Source organism: Vibrio sp. St2 (assembly GCF_947311885.1).
Taxonomy (GTDB): Bacteria; Pseudomonadota; Gammaproteobacteria; order Enterobacterales; family Vibrionaceae; genus Vibrio; species Vibrio coralliilyticus.
The window spans coordinates 335,316-355,562 of the sequence record NZ_CAMZNA010000003.1; the positions used below are offsets into that span (position 1 = coordinate 335,316).

18 protein-coding genes are annotated in these 20,247 nt (G+C 44.2%); 8 read left to right on the top strand and 10 right to left on the bottom strand.

Going from position 1 to position 20,247, the window contains the following annotated elements; genetic code table 11:
- The first annotated feature begins 57 nt into the window (after positions 1-57).
- Together QMA41_RS13305 and QMA41_RS13310 are read left to right on the top strand one after the other, a co-directional pair.
- Positions 58-960 carry an EamA family transporter gene (locus QMA41_RS13305; protein ID WP_281629907.1) on the top strand — a complete coding sequence of 301 codons (903 nt, stop codon included), beginning with the start codon at positions 58-60 and terminating at the stop codon, positions 958-960.
- A 358-nt stretch (positions 961-1,318) separates the two neighbouring features.
- Complete coding sequence (locus tag QMA41_RS13310; RefSeq protein ID WP_045985869.1) at positions 1,319-1,681, top strand: DUF3316 domain-containing protein; 363 nt, start codon at positions 1,319-1,321, stop codon at positions 1,679-1,681.
- A gap of 86 nt (positions 1,682-1,767) precedes the next feature.
- Here QMA41_RS13310 and QMA41_RS13315 read toward each other — a convergent pair whose 3' ends face one another.
- Entirely contained in the window at positions 1,768-3,243 is a 1,476-nt protein-coding gene (locus QMA41_RS13315) for a peptide MFS transporter (RefSeq protein WP_006960766.1), read from the bottom strand.
- A gap of 281 nt (positions 3,244-3,524) precedes the next feature.
- Here QMA41_RS13315 and QMA41_RS13320 point away from each other — a divergent pair, with 281 nt between their 5' ends.
- From QMA41_RS13320 to QMA41_RS13330, 3 genes are all read left to right on the top strand, one after another.
- Positions 3,525-4,649, top strand: coding sequence for a M14-type cytosolic carboxypeptidase (locus QMA41_RS13320; protein WP_006960767.1), 1,125 nt, complete (start codon positions 3,525-3,527; stop codon positions 4,647-4,649).
- Positions 4,650-4,797: 148 nt separating this feature from the next.
- Positions 4,798-6,201 (top strand): FAD-dependent oxidoreductase, encoded by a 1,404-nt coding sequence (locus QMA41_RS13325; RefSeq protein WP_281629908.1) that lies wholly within the window; start codon positions 4,798-4,800, stop codon positions 6,199-6,201.
- 56 nt (positions 6,202-6,257) lie between these two features.
- Positions 6,258-7,151 carry a LysR substrate-binding domain-containing protein gene (locus QMA41_RS13330; RefSeq protein ID WP_281629962.1) on the top strand — a complete coding sequence of 298 codons (894 nt, stop codon included), beginning with the start codon at positions 6,258-6,260 and terminating at the stop codon, positions 7,149-7,151.
- Here the strand turns inward: QMA41_RS13330 and QMA41_RS13335 are convergent.
- On the bottom strand, positions 7,127-8,497 hold the full coding sequence (locus QMA41_RS13335) for an L-serine ammonia-lyase (RefSeq protein WP_019275150.1): 1,371 nt from the start codon (positions 8,495-8,497) through the stop codon (positions 7,127-7,129). The genes QMA41_RS13330 and QMA41_RS13335 overlap by 25 nt on opposite strands.
- A gap of 148 nt (positions 8,498-8,645) precedes the next feature.
- On the opposite strand from QMA41_RS13335, the gene QMA41_RS13340 reads away from it, so the two are divergent.
- Positions 8,646-9,497, top strand: a complete 852-nt coding sequence (locus tag QMA41_RS13340; protein ID WP_281629909.1) for a YdcF family protein — start codon at positions 8,646-8,648, stop codon at positions 9,495-9,497.
- Here QMA41_RS13340 and QMA41_RS13345 read toward each other — a convergent pair.
- Together QMA41_RS13345 and QMA41_RS13350 are read right to left on the bottom strand one after the other, a co-directional pair.
- Complete coding sequence (locus QMA41_RS13345) at positions 9,478-10,143, bottom strand: hypothetical protein (RefSeq protein WP_281629910.1); 666 nt, start codon at positions 10,141-10,143, stop codon at positions 9,478-9,480. The two genes, QMA41_RS13340 and QMA41_RS13345, sit on opposite strands and share 20 nt — an antisense overlap.
- Before the next feature lie 224 nt (positions 10,144-10,367).
- Positions 10,368-10,625, bottom strand: coding sequence for a DUF333 domain-containing protein (locus tag QMA41_RS13350; protein ID WP_172848697.1), 258 nt, complete (start codon positions 10,623-10,625; stop codon positions 10,368-10,370).
- 202 nt (positions 10,626-10,827) lie between these two features.
- On the opposite strand from QMA41_RS13350, the gene QMA41_RS13355 reads away from it, so the two are divergent.
- The gene (locus tag QMA41_RS13355; protein ID WP_038157935.1) at positions 10,828-11,760 is read left to right on the top strand and encodes an exopolyphosphatase; all 933 of its coding nucleotides are present in this window, start codon (positions 10,828-10,830) and stop codon (positions 11,758-11,760) included.
- A 55-nt stretch (positions 11,761-11,815) separates the two neighbouring features.
- On the opposite strand, the gene QMA41_RS13360 is transcribed toward QMA41_RS13355, so the two are convergent.
- Together QMA41_RS13360 and QMA41_RS13365 are read right to left on the bottom strand one after the other, a co-directional pair.
- A complete protein-coding gene (locus QMA41_RS13360) occupies positions 11,816-12,832 on the bottom strand; it encodes a GGDEF domain-containing protein (protein WP_019275155.1) in 1,017 nt (338 codons plus the stop codon).
- Positions 12,833-12,997: 165 nt separating this feature from the next.
- On the bottom strand, positions 12,998-13,933 hold the full coding sequence (locus QMA41_RS13365) for a chemotaxis protein (RefSeq protein ID WP_021455082.1): 936 nt from the start codon (positions 13,931-13,933) through the stop codon (positions 12,998-13,000).
- Between the two features lie 194 nt (positions 13,934-14,127).
- On the opposite strand from QMA41_RS13365, the gene ppiC reads away from it, so the two are divergent.
- Entirely contained in the window at positions 14,128-14,406 is a 279-nt protein-coding gene (gene ppiC / locus QMA41_RS13370; RefSeq protein ID WP_281629911.1) for a peptidylprolyl isomerase PpiC, read from the top strand.
- Between the two features lie 41 nt (positions 14,407-14,447).
- Here ppiC and QMA41_RS13375 read toward each other — a convergent pair whose 3' ends face one another.
- From QMA41_RS13375 to QMA41_RS13390, 4 genes are all read right to left on the bottom strand, one after another.
- Positions 14,448-17,003 (bottom strand): glycosyl hydrolase family 18 protein, encoded by a 2,556-nt coding sequence (locus QMA41_RS13375; protein ID WP_281629912.1) that lies wholly within the window; start codon positions 17,001-17,003, stop codon positions 14,448-14,450.
- A gap of 599 nt (positions 17,004-17,602) precedes the next feature.
- Positions 17,603-18,361, bottom strand: coding sequence for an SDR family oxidoreductase (locus QMA41_RS13380; RefSeq protein WP_281629913.1), 759 nt, complete (start codon positions 18,359-18,361; stop codon positions 17,603-17,605).
- Positions 18,362-18,557: 196 nt separating this feature from the next.
- On the bottom strand, positions 18,558-19,562 hold the full coding sequence (gene ltaE, locus QMA41_RS13385; protein ID WP_281629914.1) for a low-specificity L-threonine aldolase: 1,005 nt from the start codon (positions 19,560-19,562) through the stop codon (positions 18,558-18,560).
- A gap of 10 nt (positions 19,563-19,572) precedes the next feature.
- Positions 19,573-20,097 carry an NUDIX hydrolase gene (locus tag QMA41_RS13390; RefSeq protein ID WP_043010510.1) on the bottom strand — a complete coding sequence of 175 codons (525 nt, stop codon included), beginning with the start codon at positions 20,095-20,097 and terminating at the stop codon, positions 19,573-19,575.
- Positions 20,098-20,247 lie beyond the last annotated feature (150 nt).

Consider the following 20,247-nt stretch of genomic DNA (forward strand, 5'->3'; position numbering starts at 1 on the left):
CTTCTCTTAATTTGATGGGCTTCCGTTTGTGGGAGCCCTTTTTTACAAGGATTTTCTATGTCTGTTTGGGCTATGTTTCTGGTTGTTATTTCTGCTTTTCTTCATGCAGGATGGAACTTGCTCAGCAAAAGCAATAAAGCTTCGGGACCAGCTTTCTTTCTCGCCAGTAGTTCAGCGGCGGCGTTTCTGCTGACTCCTTATATCGTCTGGTACATTGATCAAGTTGGTGTCGATTCATTCCCTCAAACCTTCTGGTGGATTCTATTGGCAAGTGGTATTGCCCAGATGGTTTACATGCTGGGTCTTGGGTTCGCATACAAGCAAGCGGATATTGGCGTGATTTATCCTATTGCTCGGGCACTACCTGTATTGATGGTAGGCGCAGGTACGGTTGCTCTTGGTTATGATCTGTCAACGCTTAGTTGGGTTGGCTTCTCTCTGATCACACTCGGTTGTCTATTTGTTCCGTTAGAATCATTCAGGCAGTTTAATTTGCAGGGCTACCTCAATGCTGGTGTGTTGTTTGCTCTTATAGCTGCACTTGGAACCACGGGTTATTCGATTCTTGATAAAGAAGCTCTAGTAATTTTGGGTGATGCTTTTCAACAAGTAGTGAGTGATAAAGCCTCTGCGGTTTTCTATTTGGGGATACAGTTTTGGTCAATTGCGTTGTGTATCGCGAGCTATCTAGTAGTTGCTAAGCGATTTGATGACTTTAAAGATGCTTGGGCTATCAAGAAGCCTTCAGCCATCGCAGGCACAATGATGTCAACCACTTATGGGCTGGTGCTTTACGCAATGACAATGACGGAGAATGTGAGTTATGTGGTCGCGCTGCGTCAGCTTAGTATTGTGTTTGGGATGATATTTGGAATTATTTGGCTATCTGAAAAGTTTTTAGTTACTCGCCTATCAGGGACGATGTTGATCTTAGGTGGCTTAGTTTTGACCGTGCTTTGACAGGCTACAACTCATGTATTGGGTGGTTTGTTCTCTATAGTTGAGTAATTTTGTCAGCTTTTATTATGACATTTATTACTTATTTTATGAGAAATGATTATAAAGAGTAAAAGTCTTCCGCTTTCTTCGTTCTAGACTCGAAATAATAAGTGATTGAAGTCACATAAATTTTTATTACTAGCATATCTTAGACCACTAAATCCCTAATTTTTATACAACAACCAGTTTTAAGTAATCGTCGAATTTGTTGAATAACAAGTGCAAGATTTTCTAATCCCTATCGGTCTTCTTTTACGTACCATTTAGGTATTCGAGCAAGGTAATAAGGCTCGATTTTAAGGTAACTAAGGAGTCAGTTATGATTAAAGTAGTAAGTATTGCAACCATCTTAATGATCGCCTCAACTGCAGCTACAGCTGGTGGCTACCGTATGTATTCAGATACAAAAGTGGTTAACGGCGATGCAGCCACTTCGAAAGAAGCCGCATATGCCCAAGGCCGAGATATCATCAGTAAAATCGATTCTATGTCCGCAGAAGAACTTACAGGACATTTAAGTATTGGTCTATGGCAGCCAGAAGTAACACGTTCACTTGAAATCAAAGATTCGACAGTCACTTTGACAGAAAAAATGGGTGCGGATGGTCAGATTACTTATCAGCCCGTTGTTCACGTTGATTACAACTACCGCTCATTTGATAGAGATGGAAATCGTTTCTAACACCTCTTTTTGAACATTTTGGTTTTTTGCTAGCACCTAATAAAAAGCCCCGGATATAAACCGGGGCTTTCTGTTTCATGAATCTATTAGCTTTCAGCTTCAACTAACTCAGGCTGCTCATCTGCACGAGCTGCATCTAGCATCTTACGAATGATGACAGAAGAAATCAGAGCAATTGCAACCATGACTACGGCTAGTACAGTTAGCAATTGGAAGTAATCACCGTAAACGTTTTGTACGATCTCTTGCGTTATTTCCTGGCCTTTTTCGAGTGCGATTGAGGTTGAGAATACCGCGCCCACGATACCACTCAATGCCATCGCCACTGAGAAGAGCGACACCGAGAAACCTTCAATGTGTTTTGGAGCGACTGAAAGGATAAAGGCGACTACCAAGCTACCAACGATAACTTCGGCAAATGCTTGGAAGAAGTGAATCGCTAAGAAGACTTCAGGACGAATCACAACGTCTTCACCAATGTTCATTACAGCCATTGTCAGAATACCAAAGGCGATAGCGGTGAAGATAAACGCAAAGCCGATCTTTGTCGCAGTGGAGAAGTTGATGCCTTTTTTCTCCAGAGAAGAAAACGTCATGGCAATCACAGGGCCCGCCACAATACACCAAAGTGGGTTCATTGCCATTGATGCTTCCGGAGCGATAGGGATGATGTTGAACAGGTCACCACGCATGGTGTTGATGGTTACCATGGTCATAGAGGTCATCATTTGACCGTAGTACACGAAGAAGCAGGTCGTGAGTACAGTCATGATAAGGATTGTGCCCATTTTCAACGCGTCTGACTTACCTGACTTGATCATTAATGTGATGAAATACAGGATAGCTGCAGCACCGATGGCGTAGACAATGTTCTGGCCAATATCCATGTTTGAGAACATGAAGAACACTAAGCCAACCATTGCTGCCGAAAGGGCAAAGAACGACAGCCAGTTTTTAAGACTCACTGAGTTCTTGTCGATATCTGCACCCACACCAACTAACTGTTTGTTGAAGATGACTAGAGTAACAAAAGCGAAACCAGCCATTACCGCAGACAGCATAAAGCTACCATGGAACCCGATTGCCAGGACAAACATTGGGAACAGATATTGGCCGAGAAGTGCACCGACATTGTTGACCGAGTAGTTGACGGGATAGCCGTTTTCGAAGTCTTCTTCAGTAGAAAAAGTGCGTTTGTATAGACTTGGATAAGAAGGAGACATCAAACCACGCGCGTAGCTCGCCAGTGCGATACCGACAAGGCTCATTGGCACGTTCGTTGTTGATGCACCTAGCACGAGTAGCGTATAGCCAGTTGCAAAAGTGCCGTAAGCAATAGTGAGTGAACGGTAGGCTCCAAGGAATTTATCTGCTATGAAGCCACCCGCGATAGCGAACAGTGGACCGATAGAAGAGAAAGCCCCGACAACCATCATGGTGTCCGCTTCACTATACCCCAAATCTTCTAAGAAGAAGCGGGTCAGGATAACCATCACACCGTAGAATGATAAACCAAACATTGCTTGGCAGAACATCATTGATTTGTTGAGTTTATTCCACATAATAGTCTCATATAGTTGGTATAACACAGAATTAACATCTGATAATAATATCATCTGTGGCATGTTATAAACTGAAACAATTATCGCAGAAAATGCATTCGATGCACGAGTTTTTCTAAATCTCGCATAACTTTTTATAATGAAGTTGATCCAAAACGTTTGCGTCGGATAAGTATCACTTGCAAACCTTTTGTCAGGAGTCTGCATTTTCATTTTGGTGCACTAACCTTTGTGTTAGCCTGTCTGGCAATCTCGCTCTTATTGATAAGGAAAGTAATTCAATGAAGATCTTCAGCAATTTCGAAAGTGGTAGTATTGAAGTCGTCAACGCAGATGACAAAGATGCAATTCAACTTAAGATTCCTAATGACAACCAATCTGAGTTTTATCAGTGGTTCCACTTTCGACTGGAGACAGAAGCTGAGCAGTCACATTCTATTCAGATAGTTGACCTGAAAAACTCTGCGTATCCAGAGGGTTGGAAGGATTATGACGTAGTGGCCTCTTATGACCGAGAAGAGTGGTTCCGAATTCCGGCCGAATTTGACGGTGATACGCTTAGTTTTACCGTGATTCCTGAACATGGCTCAGTTTACTTTGCCTATTTTGCGCCTTATAGCTATGACCGACACCAAGATCTGTTGCATGCCGCGCAAAGCGCTCATCACTGCAAACTGGAAACTCTAGGGCATACCCTTGATGGCAATGACATGAGCTTACTGACTTTTGGCGAACCGGAAGAAGGCAAGAAGAAAATCTGGGTCATCGCTAGGCAGCACCCAGGTGAAACCATGGCCGAATGGTTTATGGAAGGGATGATTCAGCGCCTGATTGATGATGAAGACACAGGTGCTCGTGCGTTACTTGATAAAGCGGTACTTTATGTTGTACCAAACATGAACCCTGATGGCAGTATCCGTGGACATCTACGTTGCAACGCGATTGGTGTAAACCTTAACCGTGAATGGCAATCTCCAAGTATGGAGAAAAGCCCAGAAGTCTTTTTGGTAAGAGAGAAGATGCTTGAAACTGGTGTGGATATGTTCCTTGATATTCACGGCGATGAAGCGATTCCTTACAACTTTGTCGCGGGCTCAGAAGGCATTCCTTCTTATGATGAGCGACTGGCTTCACTTGAGACTGCATTCAAACAGGCACTGCATACCGTGACACCTGAATTCCAAGATGAGTTTGGTTATGACAAAGATGAGCCGGGTAAAGCTAACCTGACAGTAGGTTCAAATTGGGTAGCGGAGCAATTCAAGTGCTTGTCTTATACGATTGAAATGCCGTTTAAAGACAACAACGACTATCCTGATCCACTTTATGGTTGGTCGCCAGAAAGAAGTCTTCAGTTTGGTGCCGATACCTTGTCTGCAACGTTAGCGGTTTCTGACAAAATCTAGTCAGAAATTATTTGATATAAAAAGCGCAGCCAGTCTGCGCTTTTTTGTTCGCGTTAGTAATACTATCGCTGAGCGAAAGATATCCTCGCTGGGCGATTGACGCCGGTATGAGTACCTTTTGAGTATCGATAACATAAGGTATTCAGCTATGTCACAGCATCCCTCATTTTGGTTTAAACAGGCTCTAGAGCGAGAGCATCCCCTTGATACGCAATCCTTGTCACAGGACATTACAGTTGATGTGGCCATTATTGGCGGTGGTTATACCGGTTTATGGACTGCCATCATGCTCAAAGAACAGCAACCTGAACTTGAGATCACCGTGATTGACAAAGGGCTGTGTGGCAGCGGGGCATCTGGTGCGAATGGTGGCTGTATGCTGACTTGGTCTACCAAGTACCCAACGATGAAACGTTTATTTGGTGAGGATGAAGCTAAAAGACTCGTTAAAGAATCTGAAACTACGGTATATGAAATCGAGCAATTTTGTCAACAACATGGGATCGACGCAGAACTGCGTCGACAGGGCACTTACTACACGGCAACCAACACCGCTCAGCGGGGGGCGATGCAGCCAGTGGTCGATGAACTTAGGCGACAAAATATCAGTAGTTGGCAAAAATGCAATGATGACGATATCGCTCGGTTAGCGGGTTCTGCGCAGCATATTGAAGGGTACTATTCGCCTGCAGCAGGGAGTGTTCAGCCAGCTTTATTGGTGCGTGGTCTTCGCCGAGTCGCAATCAAGAAAGGCATCAAAGTGTTTGAGAATACGCCAATGACGCAGCTTAACTTTGGCGATCCTGCAACCGTTATAACACCAAACGGCAACATCACAGCGGAAAAGGTGGTCTTGGGCTTAAATGCTTGGATGGTTGAACATTTTAAACAGTTTAAGCGCAGTATTGTGGTGGTATCTTCCGATATGGTCATAACCGAACCACTCGAAAACACTCTTGAAGAAAGTGAGTTCGATCGAGGTGCAGCGGTAGTAGACTCTCGTATCTTTGTTCATTACTACCGAGATACCAAAGACGGACGGCTCATGCTAGGTAAGGGCGGGAATCGGTTTTCGTTTGGTAATCGGGTTGAAAACATGTTCAACCAACCCACCCGATATTTCTCCATTTTGGATAAGTCGTTCAAGAAGTTATTTCCCCACTTTAAGGAGGCCAAATTTGCCTACAACTGGACAGGTGGATCTGACCGCTCGGTAACGGGATTGCCTTTCTTTGGTAGTCTTCAGGGGCAGAAAAACATCTTTTATGGTTTCGGTTATTCAGGTAGTGGCGTAGTGCAGACCCGCATGGGCGGAAAGATATTGTCTTCTCTTGTGCTTGGGGAAAATAATGATTGGACTCGAAGTGGGTTAGCACAAGGGCCGCTAGGGTGTTTTCCACCAGAGCCGATAAGGTGGCTAGGCGCCATGACGGTGAGAAATGCGGTACGAAGAAAAGAAGAAGCAGAAGATAATGAACAAACGCCAATGATTTGGGATAAGTGGTTGGCGAAACTTGCAGGTGCTGCAGGCAAAGCAGATAAGGTTGAGTAATACATCTGTCATAAAGCCTTGTCATGCTGAGTGTTTGTAAGATCAACTGCCTAACTATGCGCTTTATCCCTCCTCTCAATGCTTTAAAAGCCTTCGAATCCGCAGCTCGGTTACAGAGCCTAACCAGAGCTGCGGAAGAACTTAATGTGACTCGGGCTGCCGTAAGTCAGCAAGTTAAGCAACTGGAAACTTATCTTGATGCGACCTTGTTTGAGCGCAAAGGCGCCAAGCTACTGCTAACGCAAGATGCTCAATACTACTTACCGCTACTGACCCAAATGTTTGAATCACTGTCGGTCGGAACAGAACAACTGTTTCAACGCAAACAACGTCAAATGTTGAAGCTGAGTATTGCGCAAAGCTTCTGTTTTCAATGGTTAATTCCACGTCTCGAAGACTTTCGGCGCGAACATCCCAATGTGGAGCTCAAGGTATTCACCACGTCTAATGCTTATCCGAACGGGAGCAACGTAGCGGACATTGAAATCATTAATGGACCTTTACCTCAAGATGAAGTGAAGGCCAAGGTTCTTACGGAAGAAAGTTGGGTGCTGGTTGCGGCTCCGCGGCTCGTTAAATCCAATCTGTTGAACACGCTGGAAGAACTTGCAGGGTGTGAGAAAATTGCCACAACGGGTTACAAAGAAGACTGGCAATTCTGGTTCGATTACCATCAGTATGTGGGAGTGGTGAAAGAGCCGTCGTTGCAGTTTGATCACTCCCTCCTTTCTATTGAGGCAGCTGTTGCGGGGTTGGGTGTGCTGTTAGTGAAAGAGTTGTTGGTCGAAGAGCAGCTTGTTCAGGGCAGTCTAGTGAAATTAGGCGATAAAAAAGTGCCCAGTCGAGATGGGCACTATTTATTGCAGCGTGATGTTCACAATCCACTGGCGACTCAATTCTCTGAGTGGATCACTAAGAGTTTAGATTATTCACACGGTGGGGCCATATGAATAACCGCTAACCCGCCAAGTGACGTTTCACGATATTTCTTGTTCATATCCTTACCCGTCTGATACATGGTAGCGATGACTTTATCTAGAGAGATTAAGCACTTGCTGGTTCGTTTTAGAGCCATGCGCGATGCATTAATCGCTTTCATTGCTCCCATCGCATTACGCTCGATACAAGGAACTTGCACTAGGCCACCAATTGGGTCACATGTCATACCCAATGAATGCTCCATAGCAATCTCTGCTGCAATACAGATCTGTTCATTGCTACCACCTCTAAGTGCCGTCAAACCTGCTGCAGCCATAGAAGATGAAACGCCAACTTCACCCTGACAGCCAACTTCAGCACCAGAAATGGACGCATTGGTTTTATAAAGAATACCAATCGCTCCAGCGACTGCGAGGAAATCTTTAATCTGTTTAAGGTCGAGTTCTTTGATAAATCGATGGTAATACATCAATACTGCTGGAATCACACCTGCGGCGCCATTGGTAGGCGAGGTGACTACCTGGCCACCTGCAGCGTTTTCCTCACTGACGGCAAAGGCAAATAAGTTAATCCAATCCATGATTTCCATTGGATCGTTTTCGATTGCTTCGTTGGCTTCCAGTTTTTTGAGCAAGTTAGGCGCACGTCGGGTAACATTTAGGCCACCTTCTAGAATCCCTTCCGTTTCAAAGCCGCGTTGCATGCAGAGGGACATGACTTTCCATATCTGTTCTGCTTTGCGGTCAATTTCATCGGCGTCGAAAAAGCACACTTCGTTTTGCAGAATCATTCCGCCAAGGCTGAAACCACTTTCCTCTGCCATGTTGAGCATCTCATCTGCAGAGGTAAATGGATAGGGCACGTCGACCGATTGCTCACTGCCACCATTCTCCAGCTCTGCCGCTGTGGCAATGAAGCCGCCGCCGATAGAGTAGTAGGTTTCAAATGCGAGCTGCGTCCCAAACGAATCATAAGCCGTTATCGTCATGCCGTTTTCATGTAACGGCAGGTTGTCGCTATGGAATACAATGTCGCTCTCATAGCCGAATGCAATGGTATGTGCGTCAGCTAATAGCAGCGTACCTTCATCCAGTGTCTGTTGGAGTGACTGTTTAGCACTGGTCATCTTGATAGTGTCTGGCCTATTACCCATAAGCCCGAGTATCACTGCACGATCCGTGTGGTGACCTATCCCTGTCAAAGATAGAGAACCATACAGATCAACCTGTACTCTATGCACTTTCGACAGAGATTCGTTGAGCAGGCGCGTAAAGTGGTAACCGGCCAGCATAGGCCCGTTGGTGTGGGAACTGGATGGTCCAACTCCGACTTTAAAAATATCGAAAATCGACAGCATAAACTAACTTCCTGTTGATATGGCCTGTTGATCAGACTCTATTTAAATATAGTTAACAAAATATTAACCTTGCTAACGCTATCTATAAAGAAGATGTTTGTACAGTACTTCAGCAAGTTAGTATGAATAATTGAGAAGTGAGTAAATAATGAACATTCGTAATGTGGTTATTGTTCTTGGCAAGCGGCTTATTGGCAATGCTCTGACCGCTGAAGGGAAGTCGCGTGTTGAAGCTTTGCCAAAGTTACTCAGTTCTTATGACCTGAATGAAACGGCATTGTTGTTTTGTGGTGGCGTGACGCCAGGTCAAACCACGTCAGAAGCGATGGCAATGAGAGACTACTTTAAACAATTACCGTCAGCGAAGAAGTTTCATGACTTGAACATTATCCTAGAAAGCGATTCACAGAATACGGTACAAAACATCCGCAATGCCGCTTTGAAGTTAAAGCAACTGGGCTTAGCAGAACAACGTGTCGATGTGACACTCGTGTCCAATGATTACCATCTCAAGCGTATTTTTGAAATCCAGTCTCTGATGGATGAACAGGGCTTGTTGCGTACACTTAAACAACACTGTGCAAGTTCTGGATTCAATCTGCATATTGACCAAGACATAGATCAGCATTGCAGTGTTATGTATCCTCATCAAGGTTTGTATGCTCAAGCGTTTTTATTGATAGATGAGTTGACGACGTATCGAGTTTATTTAGAAGGGGTGGTGAACAAGGCGTTTGACAGACCGTTAGATGATGTCAGGTGTTTACCCGAAAAGTTGGCTCTACATGCTTTGTCATTACTGGAAGCGTTAAATCTGCCGGTGGAAATACAGGATAAGTTACAGTCCATGAAAGAAGTTGTCCTCACAACAACCTCAGGACTCGACTGTCACGCAATGGAATCGCGGTTAATGTATTTCCACCAAACGTTGACGTGGCTAAACAGGCAACTTGATCCAGAAAATCAGCCAAACTATAGCGTTAACGAACTCTCATGCTAATGCGAGTTTTCACAGCGGCGAGCGCAATGAGGCAGTAGCACAGCAGCTCCATGCTTTCCTCGGACACGTTCTTAACTTCTCGAATGTAGTGCTCGCCCATGACTGAGTGCCAGAAATGTCCCATGCCGTACAGACGAGAGAAGACGATCAGTAAAACGACACCGCCAATCAATATATTCATGTGGCGAGCGTTTAAAATCGTCGCCATTTCGTTGACAGTGTTTTTACCTCCTCGATAAGCATAAATACACGCAACGGCAGTGATGGCTAATGCTGGCAGCACCCAAGCACCGTGGAAAATCATATCAAACCAGACATCCATTTCGCGTATCGCTAATACAGTGAAAAAGCCACTAATTAAGGCCGCAGCATGAGTTATGTCTTTTCGCTCTCGCATCAGGCTGTAAAAAGCCCAGACTGAAATCACCAACATCATCAGTTGTAATGACTCTGTAATGGACGCTTCACCAAATCCGGCGTTTAGGTAGCTGAAATCAGCGCGAATCGATAAGTTAACCAAAATACTGATTGCTACGATAATGAGCGCATTGAGTGCTGATTTATAAATGATTTTTTTGGATTGAAGCGAAATTGATTCAGAGGTAGCTGCTTGTTCCTCGTACAGTGAGGGAGTTTTTTGCTTCATAGTGACATCCAGTGTAGAACGGTATAAATGTGATGTGTGACACATTTTATTCCTCACTTGTACTGTTTTGTCAGGACAATGTTATAAATAAAACACCGTTCATTAGTTGCATATTGTTACAGATTGAATGGATTGGTAAAGGAGTTATTAGCTGAATTGTCCCGAGACCACTCGAATTAGGTGCTTCAAGTGGCTGGGGTGATTAATCGCGGTAGGTGTACGTATTAGCTATCTGAAGATTTCTGGTGTTGGCGATAGTATTCCCACTGCTCGATTCGGCTGTCCGAAGAAAGGACGCAGTAGGTAACACGTTTTTCATTTTCGCTCACGGTTTCTAGTTTCCCGCCTTGCTGTGCACAGTAGACGGAAGCCGGATTGGCAATAGAGGTGTAGCCTTTCACTTCATATTCATCGGGTTCACTAGCGCAGCCAACGAGTGCTATTGCTGCTGCCGAGGTCAAAACCCAAGTCGCTTTTTTCATTCTTGTTCTCCAATCGAATCAATCAGTCGCATATCGAGTATAGAAGAGTAGATAAAAAACATTGCCTTAAGTTTGTTAAAAGATCGAAGGTGTCTAAAATTAAAAATGTACTCATAGTACTTATCTATGAAACAAGTATTGAAGCAAAAGTACCAGTTATTCGAAATGTGTGCATTGTGCTGTGAAAGATAAGGATATAAAGATGTCGGAGCAGAAACATCGTTTAGTGACACGGAGTGATTTTGACGGACTCGTATGTGCCGTTCTTTTGAAGCAACTTGAACTTATCGACGACATAAAGTTTGTTCATCCAAAAGACATGCAAGATGGCATCATAGAGATAACGCCGCAAGATATTGTCACCAACCTCCCATACGTCGCACAAGCTCATCTTGTGTTTGACCACCATCTATCTGAAATGATTCGAAATCCAGGTGAGAGACCTAATCATATTATTGACCCGAATGCGCCTTCAGCAGCACGTGTGGTTTGGGAGCATTATGGGGGAGAAAAAACCTTCCCAACTGATTGGATTGGCATGATGGAAGCAGTTGATAAAGGAGATTCAGCTCAGTTTTCGCGAGACGAAGTTTTGGACTCTACAGGCTGGAACTTGCTCAACTTTCTTATGGATGCCAGAACAGGCTTAGGGCGTTTCAAAGACTTTAGGATCTCCAACTATAACCTGATGATGGACCTGATTGAGTACTGTACATCACACTCGATAGAAGAAATATTAGATCACCCAGATGTCAGGGAGCGTATCGAACTTTACAAAGAGCATGAAAATCTGTTCAAAGAGCAGATACAACGCTGTGCGACTGTCTACGATAACCTGGTGTTTCTTGACCTCACGGGAGAGGAGGTCATCTATGCTGGTAATCGATTTATGATTTACGCTTTGTACCCTCAATGCAATATTTCAATACATAAGATGTGGGGGTTTCAAAAACAAAACACCGTGTTTGCGACAGGCAAATCGATATTCGATCGAAGTTCAAAAACTAATGTAGGTGAGCTTATGCTGAAATATGGTGGAGGTGGGCATAAAGCTGCAGGAACCTGCCAGATTGATAATGATAACGCGGAAAGCGTAGAGCGGGAACTCATCGAGGCCATTACTGCAGATGGCTAATAATTAGTGAAAGATTAAAAACGAGCCCCTAATTGTTAGGGGCTCTTTTTATAGGTTAAAGTGGCATTACACGGTTGCGCCCGAGTTGTTTTGCTTCATAGAGAAGCTTATCCGCTCGCTCAATGATCGAGTTAGGCATTTCACCCGGTTGCAATTCGGCTACACCAAATGAAGCGGTGATATTACCCACTTGCTTGCCAGAGCGTCTGTCTTTAATCGACAGTTTTTCTACTGAACGGCGCAGACTCTCTGCAAATTGACGGGCGATTCTCAATTGCTTGTTGGGCATAATCAATGCGAACTCTTCACCGCCGAAGCGGTAGGCATGGATACCATCACGGCTACTAATCTGAAGGCGCTTAGCGATGCCTTTAATCACAGCATCCCCAAATAGATGGCCATAAGTGTCGTTGTAGCTCTTGAAGTGATCGATATCGGCCAGAATCAGGCAAATTTTCTGTTCCGAGCGGCACAGCGTATCCAGATCATTATCGAATGAACGACGGTTATACAGGCTAGTTAGCCCATCAAACAAGGCGTCTTGTTGTACTTCAGCAAGTTGTGTTTTGAGTCGCTGAATTTCTTCGGTTGCTGTTTCGAGCTGGTTATTTAGAAAATTAGTCGAGTGACGAATCTCTTTAGACTCGGCAACGAGTTGACGAATGACTTTCATCACTTCGTCGATGGACATTGCTTCATCATCGACTCTTTCGAGATTTTCGAAGCTTTTGTCGATCACTTGAGAAAAGTGTGAAGTATCCGCGAGCGTATCTGTCATTGAAGAGGCAACCTGACCTACGAGCACTTCAATATTGGCGCGCAACTCTTTCATGTCAGTTTCAGCTCTACTAGCAACATAGTTGTTGTAGAGCTGTTCGCCGGCTGCTGGTGGACACACGCCGTAATTCTCCAGAATGGTCTCGAGCTCACGGTTCATTTGAGGAATGGCATTTTCCACATAGGTATACCATAACGCATAATTAGCTGGCGTTGCGGCTACGTGGTTTTGCATCATAAGTGGGACAGCTTTCTTTAAGTTAGCGGTCGATTTTTTAAAATCGTCTTCTGTCATCTGATTATAAGAATTCTACGTTAACTACCGATTACGTTAAGATTAGCGGATTTACTCCTGAGATGCTTGAGTTAATGTCAATAAAATTTGAATATTTAATAGATTTGATGAACTTACCGCAACAAAGTTCATCACACTAAAGTCTAGAACGCTTAACTTTTGGTATTACACCGCGACTTCAATTCGTTCTTTTGTACTTCCTGATTCGAGCATGGCGGCACCTCTCAGCATAGCCTTAATTAAGTCACCTGCATTAAACTTCTCAAGAGCCTCATGTGCGCCAACCTGACGAGCTCTGTCGACACAAATTTCACTCGATAATGAAGTGTGAAGAATGATGTAGGCATTACTGAGTTGCTGTTCACTCTGGGTTTCAAACGCCAACTCATAACCGTCCAATCCAGGCATTTCAATATCGCTAACGAGAAGTTGAATTGGCTGGCCTCGTTCCGCCTCTTCTCGCATCAGTTCAAGTGCTTCAATGCCATTGTTTCGGATCTGATAAGAAATATTAATACTATCGAGTGCATCAGCGAGTTGTTTTCTTGCAATAGAGGAGTCATCAACGAGCAAAATACTCAGTGCTTTGAGTCGCTCACGTTCGATATCGGTCAACATCGGAATCTTAGTAGATTCATATTGAGGGTAAATTTTCGACAAAAGGAGCTCTACATCGAGCATCTGTACAATCTGTTCTTCGAATCGCGTGATACCCGTAACGAAAACATTGCTACCTGCTGATTGAGGGGAAGGCTCAATAGAGCGCCAGTCACATTCGATGATTTTCTCAATCGAGCGAACCATGAAGGCAACAACGGTTCTCAGACAATCGGTGACGATTAGATAGCAAGAGTCGTATTCTTCTGGCTGGATTGGCCTAAAGCCTATAGCGGCAGGCATATTAATCACAGGGATGGTTTTATCACGAATGGTGACTGTACCAATTACATGGTGATGTGAGTAAGGAATTTGAGTTGTCGGTTGATAAGGGACAATCTCACGAACCTTTAGTGTACCAATCGCAAATAGCTGTTCACTGCGAGTGAGCGTAAACATCAACATGCCTTGAGACTGATTTGCTTTACTGATTGTTTTTGCCATGACGGACGTTTCTCAAATTTGATACTTTATAATATGAGATGGTAACGCATCTACGGTTCGAATCAATTAAGATAGGTCAATTAAGTCAGATTCTTTGATAGTTTGTGTGGATATTTAGTTAATAGGATGGTGATTCCATGCTATTTCGTTACAATATGCGCCCTCAGATAGGCCCAATACATTGAGATTTTGACATGGCAAATACAGCGGCAGCTTTACACATTTTGGTAAAGCATAAAGAACAGGCTGAAGACATCATCAAGCAGTTGAAGAAAGGTGCGAAGTTTCAGACTCTGGCAAAGAAATACTCCACATGTCCATCTGGTAAAAAGGGTGGTGATTTAGGTGAGTTTCGCAAAGGTCAGATGGTTCCTCAGTTCGATAAAGTCTGCTTTAGCGGAGAAACGCTAGTACCACACTTAGTGAAAACCAAATTTGGTTGGCATGTAGTTAAGGTTTTGTACCGCATTTAAAAAAACACCCCGCGCTGGCGGGGTGTTTTGGATCTAGTGAATTATAGTTCGGTCCACGCTTGGTCCCAGTAAAGCCCTGTACCCGGCGCGTAGGCCCATGCTTCTCCTGCACACCACCCTGTGTATGGGTGAGGTTTACACTCGTAGCTGTTTCCTGCGTTAGTTACGCGGTCACCAGCCTCATATGCAGTACCTTCAACATATTGAGGGTATTCTCCCGGGTTACCACCATCATCTTTGGCCTTGACAAGAATTGAGAGACTTGCAGTGTCAGAATCAGTTCCATCAGAAACAGTCACTGAAACTAGAACATTGGTATCTTGCGTAAACTCAGGGGCAATAAAGCTTGCACTGTTGCCATTCTCATTAAGCGTAACGTCAGAGGAAGACCAGCTATAGGTTAAGTTGTCACCGTCTGCATCAGAGCTACCCGATGCATCTAAAACAACATTGTCGCCAGCTTCCGCTTGAGTAGGACCACTGATATCAGCGACAGGTGGTGTGTTTTCTGGCTCGCTGCCAAATTCGGCTTTGACGTTAACTGTGTCATATGAGGTTGCATTTTCATCATCCTTCACAGTTAGTTTAAAGCTATAGGTGTCATTTGTGCCTGTATCCGGAATAGAAACAGTCGCAACAGCTTTGTCTGCATCGCCGATGTTAAGATCATTGCCGGCAATCTGCTCCCATTTGTAGGAAACGATACTGCCATCATTGTCACGCGAGCCTGAACCATCAAGCTGAACAACTTGAGCAGTGTTGACGACGATGTCATCACCCGCGTCGGCGACTGGCGGTTGGTTGCCTGGCTCTCCACCTTCCAGTAGTCCACGTTGCATGGCATTGAGGATATCGCCGTTGTCTCCATCGATCTCCCATGAGAACAAGCCCGCAAACCCTTGAGAGCGCACATAAGCTGCTTTTGCTTCAACAGAACGAGCATCATCATAGGTGATCACTTCACCGGTAGACTCTTTATAGAGGTAAGGAGCTTTTGCTGGCTCGTCGTAGAATTGTTCAACACCAGATTTACCTAGGTAGTCCGTGACGATGTCTTTGTAGTCGATCACGCCAGCTTCCCAACTGCCTACAATTGGACCGTTGCCAACGCCAGTAATAGGATTGGATGTATCCGTCATACTATCTCGAGTGACACCGCTCCAGCCTCGGCCATACATTGCAGCACCTAATACGAGCTTACTTGGAGATACACCTTGCTTAAGCAGTTCTTTTACGCCGTTATCCGTAGTGTATTCTGGGCCGTCATCAGGTGTTAATGTTCCTTCACACTGAGCTGCTGTGATGTGTGAACCACAGTATAGAGCAGCTTGATGACCAAGGTTGTTATCCCACGCCCCGTAGAAGTCATAAGTCATGACAAAGAGGTAATCCATGTACTGAGTTGCATCTGGGTAGTTTACGTCTTCGATTTTATCCCATCCCGCCCCAATAGCTGAGGTCAGCTCATACGTTCTCCCAGTTTCAGCGGATAGAGTATCAAGCATTTGGCGTAGCTCTTTCATCAAATCAACGTACGCTTGGCCATCTTTTTCTGGGTCACCTAAGTCTGGGTTTGCTCCTGTACCACCAGGGTATTCCCAGTCAATGTCAACACCGTCATAGAACTTCCAAGTAAGAAGGAATTCTTTGACAGATGCGACGAAGGTATCGCGATTCTTTTTGTCGGTGAATCCGAAGAAGGGGTCGGACAGCGTCCAACCACCGATAGACGGGAGAATTTTCAGATCAGGGTAGCGTTGTTTTAATGCCATCATCTGACCGTATGTTCCTTTAATCGAAGAATCGGCAGTGCCTGGTAGGCTAGAGCCAAAAGCGCCCCATTGATCATGAACGACGACTTCGTAGTCTTGAGAATCGCCACAAGCTAGTTGAAGTGCTCTTTGCGAGTTTTGATCGGTTAATGATTCATTTGGACCACAGATAGGCACAAATCCGTAGATGATGTGTGTCAGATTGTCGGCTGGAATGTTATCAACCGTGAATTTGCGATCATACTGGCTCCATTCGACAAAATAGGTACCCACAACTGTGCCGTCTGGTTGTGGAGGGAAAGATTGGTTATTGCTGTCGACATTCATAACCAGCGGTGCCATGCCTTTGCCGTCAGTATCCGTCACCGTAATTTGGTGCACGGGAGAAGTCGAACACTCCCCGTCAGCATCACATATGTTGACAGTCATATCATATTGGCCTGCTTCATCTATCTGTACTTGCGTATCTCCAGAAAAAGCAGATCCTGTAGGACCATTAATTGGGGCAGAAAAGATCACTTCATTGTTAAGCCTGACTTGCCACTCGGTTGCTGGCGTCCCACCGTTGTACCAAACATCCCACTCAACAGGAAAGGTAACTTGTTCATGCCTCACCACGGTTTTCTTGTATGACTGTTGGCCTGCTTCTCCGTTAATCTCAACAAATGATTGGCTTTTTACACTGGTCATGTTCCAGTCTAATGCTGCTGCAGAGGGAGCCGCCTGCACATTGACACTGGCCGCACCTAGACTGAGTGCAATCACTACAGATAGAGGTTTCAGTATGCCTCTCTTACCAAACTGACGACTTTTATTCTTATCCATTGTTCTTTTCCTTTAATTCAACCCTATGTTCAAGCCTGAAAATAATTTCAATGGGAACTTATTTAGCAGACTAATTTAATCTAGAAGGGCTTTAAAAAAGGTTAAAAAGGCAATTTTTCAATATGGAACTAATGGTGGCAATTAATATTATTTCATAATTGATTATTGGACTTTCCCTAAACCAGGTGGCAGTCCGAAATAGAATTAAAGCTCTATTATTCTCGCTAATATTGTTAAAAATGGATGGTGGAGTTTTGACGGCTTTGGCGGAGTGGTTATATAGCTTAATAGATATCAAAGAAATAGGCTTATTTAATTTTAAACCTATTAATAGCTTGATGGTGTTGCCAAATGACGGTATTAAACTGCTTGTAGTTTGATTTGTTCGACGGTTCTTGGCCAGTCATTAACTGTAAATCATCATAAAATAACATGGCATAGTGGAAGTTTTATTTAATTTGAGTAGGTGTACATCATGACGTGTTCCTCCTTCTTGTGGATTAAGCAAGCTTGAAGTGTGAGTTAGCGAGAACGATTTATGTTTCTCGCTGATTTGAATAGTTGAGTAACTCGAAGCCTATGGAACGATATTGAAGGGGTCAATAAGCTCGATTAAAACCGCCGTCTAGCACGATGTTTTGACCTGTCATGTGGTTAGAGATGGGCCCGAGTAGCGCTAAAATACCATCAATGACATCTGTTACCGATGCGTATTTTCTAAGTGGGATATTAGACACTTCGTTCTCCATCAGTTCTTCAAACGATAGATTCTGGTCGAGAGCTTTTTGCTCCATCTTCTGCGTATAGCTTTGAGTCATTACACCACCAAGGGAGAGGGTATTAACGGATATACCTTTCTCGGCCAGTGACAACGCCATGGTTTTCGCTTGTCCGACCCAAGCGCTGCGTAAGCAATTGTTTATTGAGTAGTTTGGAAGTGCGGCTTTGGAGCTGATTCCTGAAACGAAAACGATGGAAGCTCTCTCCTTCAACTTATCTTGCTCGACAATCTGACGAAGCAAACGCAGGGGCAAAATAAAGTAGTTATTGAAATACTCTTGCCACTTTTCATCGTTAGGAAATACTTCTTTGGAAGGTGGGATTCTTGGGATAAAAAACACCACACCATCAAATTTATCAGAGCTTTTGATTGCTAAAGCACATTCATCAATGGAATCGGGACTGAAGAAATCTAATGCACACGTTTGTACGGGATGCTGAAATGCATGGCTAGAGACAATATCATCTAGTTTAGATATATTTCTTGCAGCCAAAAAAAGTGAATGCTCTTGAGCGAGCTCGAGAGCTAAGCTAGATGCGATTCCGCCTGTCGCACAAGTGATAAGATAATTTTTCATATTAAGATGTTCTTCGTACTAGCAGGTTTGTTTTCAGGATATGTTGATAAACAGTATTCTATTTATTGCTTACTGAGAATCCGACACAATAATATCGTTCGGTATTTTACGGAAAGCAATCTTATTTGTATGTTCTCACCTATAGAAAAAGCCAGTCACTTAGGTGACTGGCTTCTAAATTGAGTAGTGCCTAAAACTACAAATACGCTTTCAGCTTTTCAACAAGCAACTTAATGTCAGACTCAGAAACGTCTTTATGAGTCACAAAGCGTATTGGGTTTCCTGGCGAAACGGTAATGCCATCTTCGCTCAATTTATTTGCAATAGCGTGGATATCAACATTGTCGTCCAGCTTAGCAAATACAATATTAGTCTGAACGAACTCAGGGTTGACGTGGAAACCTGGAAGTTGACTCAGTTCTGTGGCCAGCAGTTTTGCATTGGCATGGTCAACTTTCAGCTGTTCGACTTGTTCGGTCAACGCCAGTTTGCCTGCAGCAGCGAGAATACCAGCCTGACGCATACCACCGCCAACCATTTTGCGTAATCGGCGAGCCTTAGCGATATAAGCTTTGCTGCCAAGAAGTAATGAGCCAATAGGCGCGGAAAGGCCTTTTGACAGGCAGATTGTCATCGAGTCAAAGTGCTTGGCGATTTCTCGAATATCAACATTGAGTGCAACAGCTGCATTGTATGCACGAGCTCCGTCTAGATGGAGTGACAGGCCGTGTTGATCAACAAACTCTCGGGCTTGTGCGAGATAAGACAGTGGAAGTACTTTACCATTGATGGTGTTCTCTAAGCTTAATAGTTTAGTTCGAGCAAAATGGCTATCATCTGGTTTGATTGCTGCTCTTAGTTTGCCGAAATCAAGGGTACCATCTGGGTTATTTTCGATGGGTTGCGGTTGAATAGATCCTAACACGGCGGCACCGCCAGCTTCGTATTTGTAGTTGTGGGCCTGCTGGCCACACAGGTATTCGTCACCACGGTCGCAATGTGACATCAAACCAAGCAAATTTGCCTGTGTGCCTGATGTGGTAAAAAGCGCTGCTTCAAACCCGTGGCGCTCTGCAACCCACGCTTCTAATTCATTAACGGTCGGGTCGTCACCGTATACGTCATCACCGACTAACGCGTCAGCCATGGCTTGTCTCATTGCTTGGGTGGGTTTGGTGACGGTATCCGAACGGAAATCCATGTGCTCTCTCCTATATGTATCCACACAGTTTTGCTTTACTTAAACATGCGATCGTTTTGGCATCGGTGATTTCGCCTTCGATAATCTTTTGTTCGATTTCGCTAACAGGCAGAGACAGCACCTCAATGACTTCATCATCGTCGCAATTAAATCTTGTTACCTCGGACAGGCCTTTTGCGACAAACAGATATTGAATCTCGTCGCAAAACCCAGCTAAAGGTGTGACTTGCCCTAGAGATATCATGGTTTCTGCGCTGTAACCAGTCTCTTCTGCTAATTCTCTTACTGCACAGAGCTCAACAGGTTCGTTAGGTTCAATCGTGCCAGCCGGTAATTCAAGTAGCCATTTTTTGAGAGAAGGGCGGTACTGATTGATCACAATAATATTGCCATTATTGTCTATCGGTAATATGACGGCAGCGCCAGGGTGAGAAATCGTGGTGTGAGTAATGGTTTTACCATTAGGTAGTGTGGTTTGCTCTTCCTGAAGGGAGATACCCTTCCAAGTGTGTAGAATATTCAAAGGTGTGTCCATAGTATTCTTAACGTGACTCATTAATTGAGATGCGGCCTTACATTACAGCCTACAAATAGTGAATAAAAGGTTAATAAGGGGTGTGACTCAAATATGAGACACTCTCCCAGTGACTTGTCTCCCAAAATTGCAAACTTTGATTTCAACAAG

Coding starts and splice junctions, on each gene's coding strand:
- QMA41_RS13305 (WP_281629907.1), top strand. CDS start 58: ATGTCTGTTTGGGCTATGTTTCTGGTTGTTATTTCTGCTTTTCTTCAT.
- QMA41_RS13310 (WP_045985869.1), top strand. CDS start 1,319: ATGATTAAAGTAGTAAGTATTGCAACCATCTTAATGATCGCCTCAACT.
- QMA41_RS13315 (WP_006960766.1), bottom strand. CDS start 3,243: ATGTGGAATAAACTCAACAAATCAATGATGTTCTGCCAAGCAATGTTT.
- QMA41_RS13320 (WP_006960767.1), top strand. CDS start 3,525: ATGAAGATCTTCAGCAATTTCGAAAGTGGTAGTATTGAAGTCGTCAAC.
- QMA41_RS13325 (WP_281629908.1), top strand. CDS start 4,798: ATGTCACAGCATCCCTCATTTTGGTTTAAACAGGCTCTAGAGCGAGAG.
- QMA41_RS13330 (WP_281629962.1), top strand. CDS start 6,258: ATGCGCTTTATCCCTCCTCTCAATGCTTTAAAAGCCTTCGAATCCGCA.
- QMA41_RS13335 (WP_019275150.1), bottom strand. CDS start 8,497: ATGCTGTCGATTTTCGATATTTTTAAAGTCGGAGTTGGACCATCCAGT.
- QMA41_RS13340 (WP_281629909.1), top strand. CDS start 8,646: ATGAACATTCGTAATGTGGTTATTGTTCTTGGCAAGCGGCTTATTGGC.
- QMA41_RS13345 (WP_281629910.1), bottom strand. CDS start 10,143: ATGAAGCAAAAAACTCCCTCACTGTACGAGGAACAAGCAGCTACCTCT.
- QMA41_RS13350 (WP_172848697.1), bottom strand. CDS start 10,625: ATGAAAAAAGCGACTTGGGTTTTGACCTCGGCAGCAGCAATAGCACTC.
- QMA41_RS13355 (WP_038157935.1), top strand. CDS start 10,828: ATGTCGGAGCAGAAACATCGTTTAGTGACACGGAGTGATTTTGACGGA.
- QMA41_RS13360 (WP_019275155.1), bottom strand. CDS start 12,832: ATGACAGAAGACGATTTTAAAAAATCGACCGCTAACTTAAAGAAAGCT.
- QMA41_RS13365 (WP_021455082.1), bottom strand. CDS start 13,933: ATGGCAAAAACAATCAGTAAAGCAAATCAGTCTCAAGGCATGTTGATG.
- ppiC (WP_281629911.1), top strand. CDS start 14,128: ATGGCAAATACAGCGGCAGCTTTACACATTTTGGTAAAGCATAAAGAA.
- QMA41_RS13375 (WP_281629912.1), bottom strand. CDS start 17,003: ATGGATAAGAATAAAAGTCGTCAGTTTGGTAAGAGAGGCATACTGAAA.
- QMA41_RS13380 (WP_281629913.1), bottom strand. CDS start 18,361: ATGAAAAATTATCTTATCACTTGTGCGACAGGCGGAATCGCATCTAGC.
- ltaE (WP_281629914.1), bottom strand. CDS start 19,562: ATGGATTTCCGTTCGGATACCGTCACCAAACCCACCCAAGCAATGAGA.
- QMA41_RS13390 (WP_043010510.1), bottom strand. CDS start 20,097: ATGGACACACCTTTGAATATTCTACACACTTGGAAGGGTATCTCCCTT.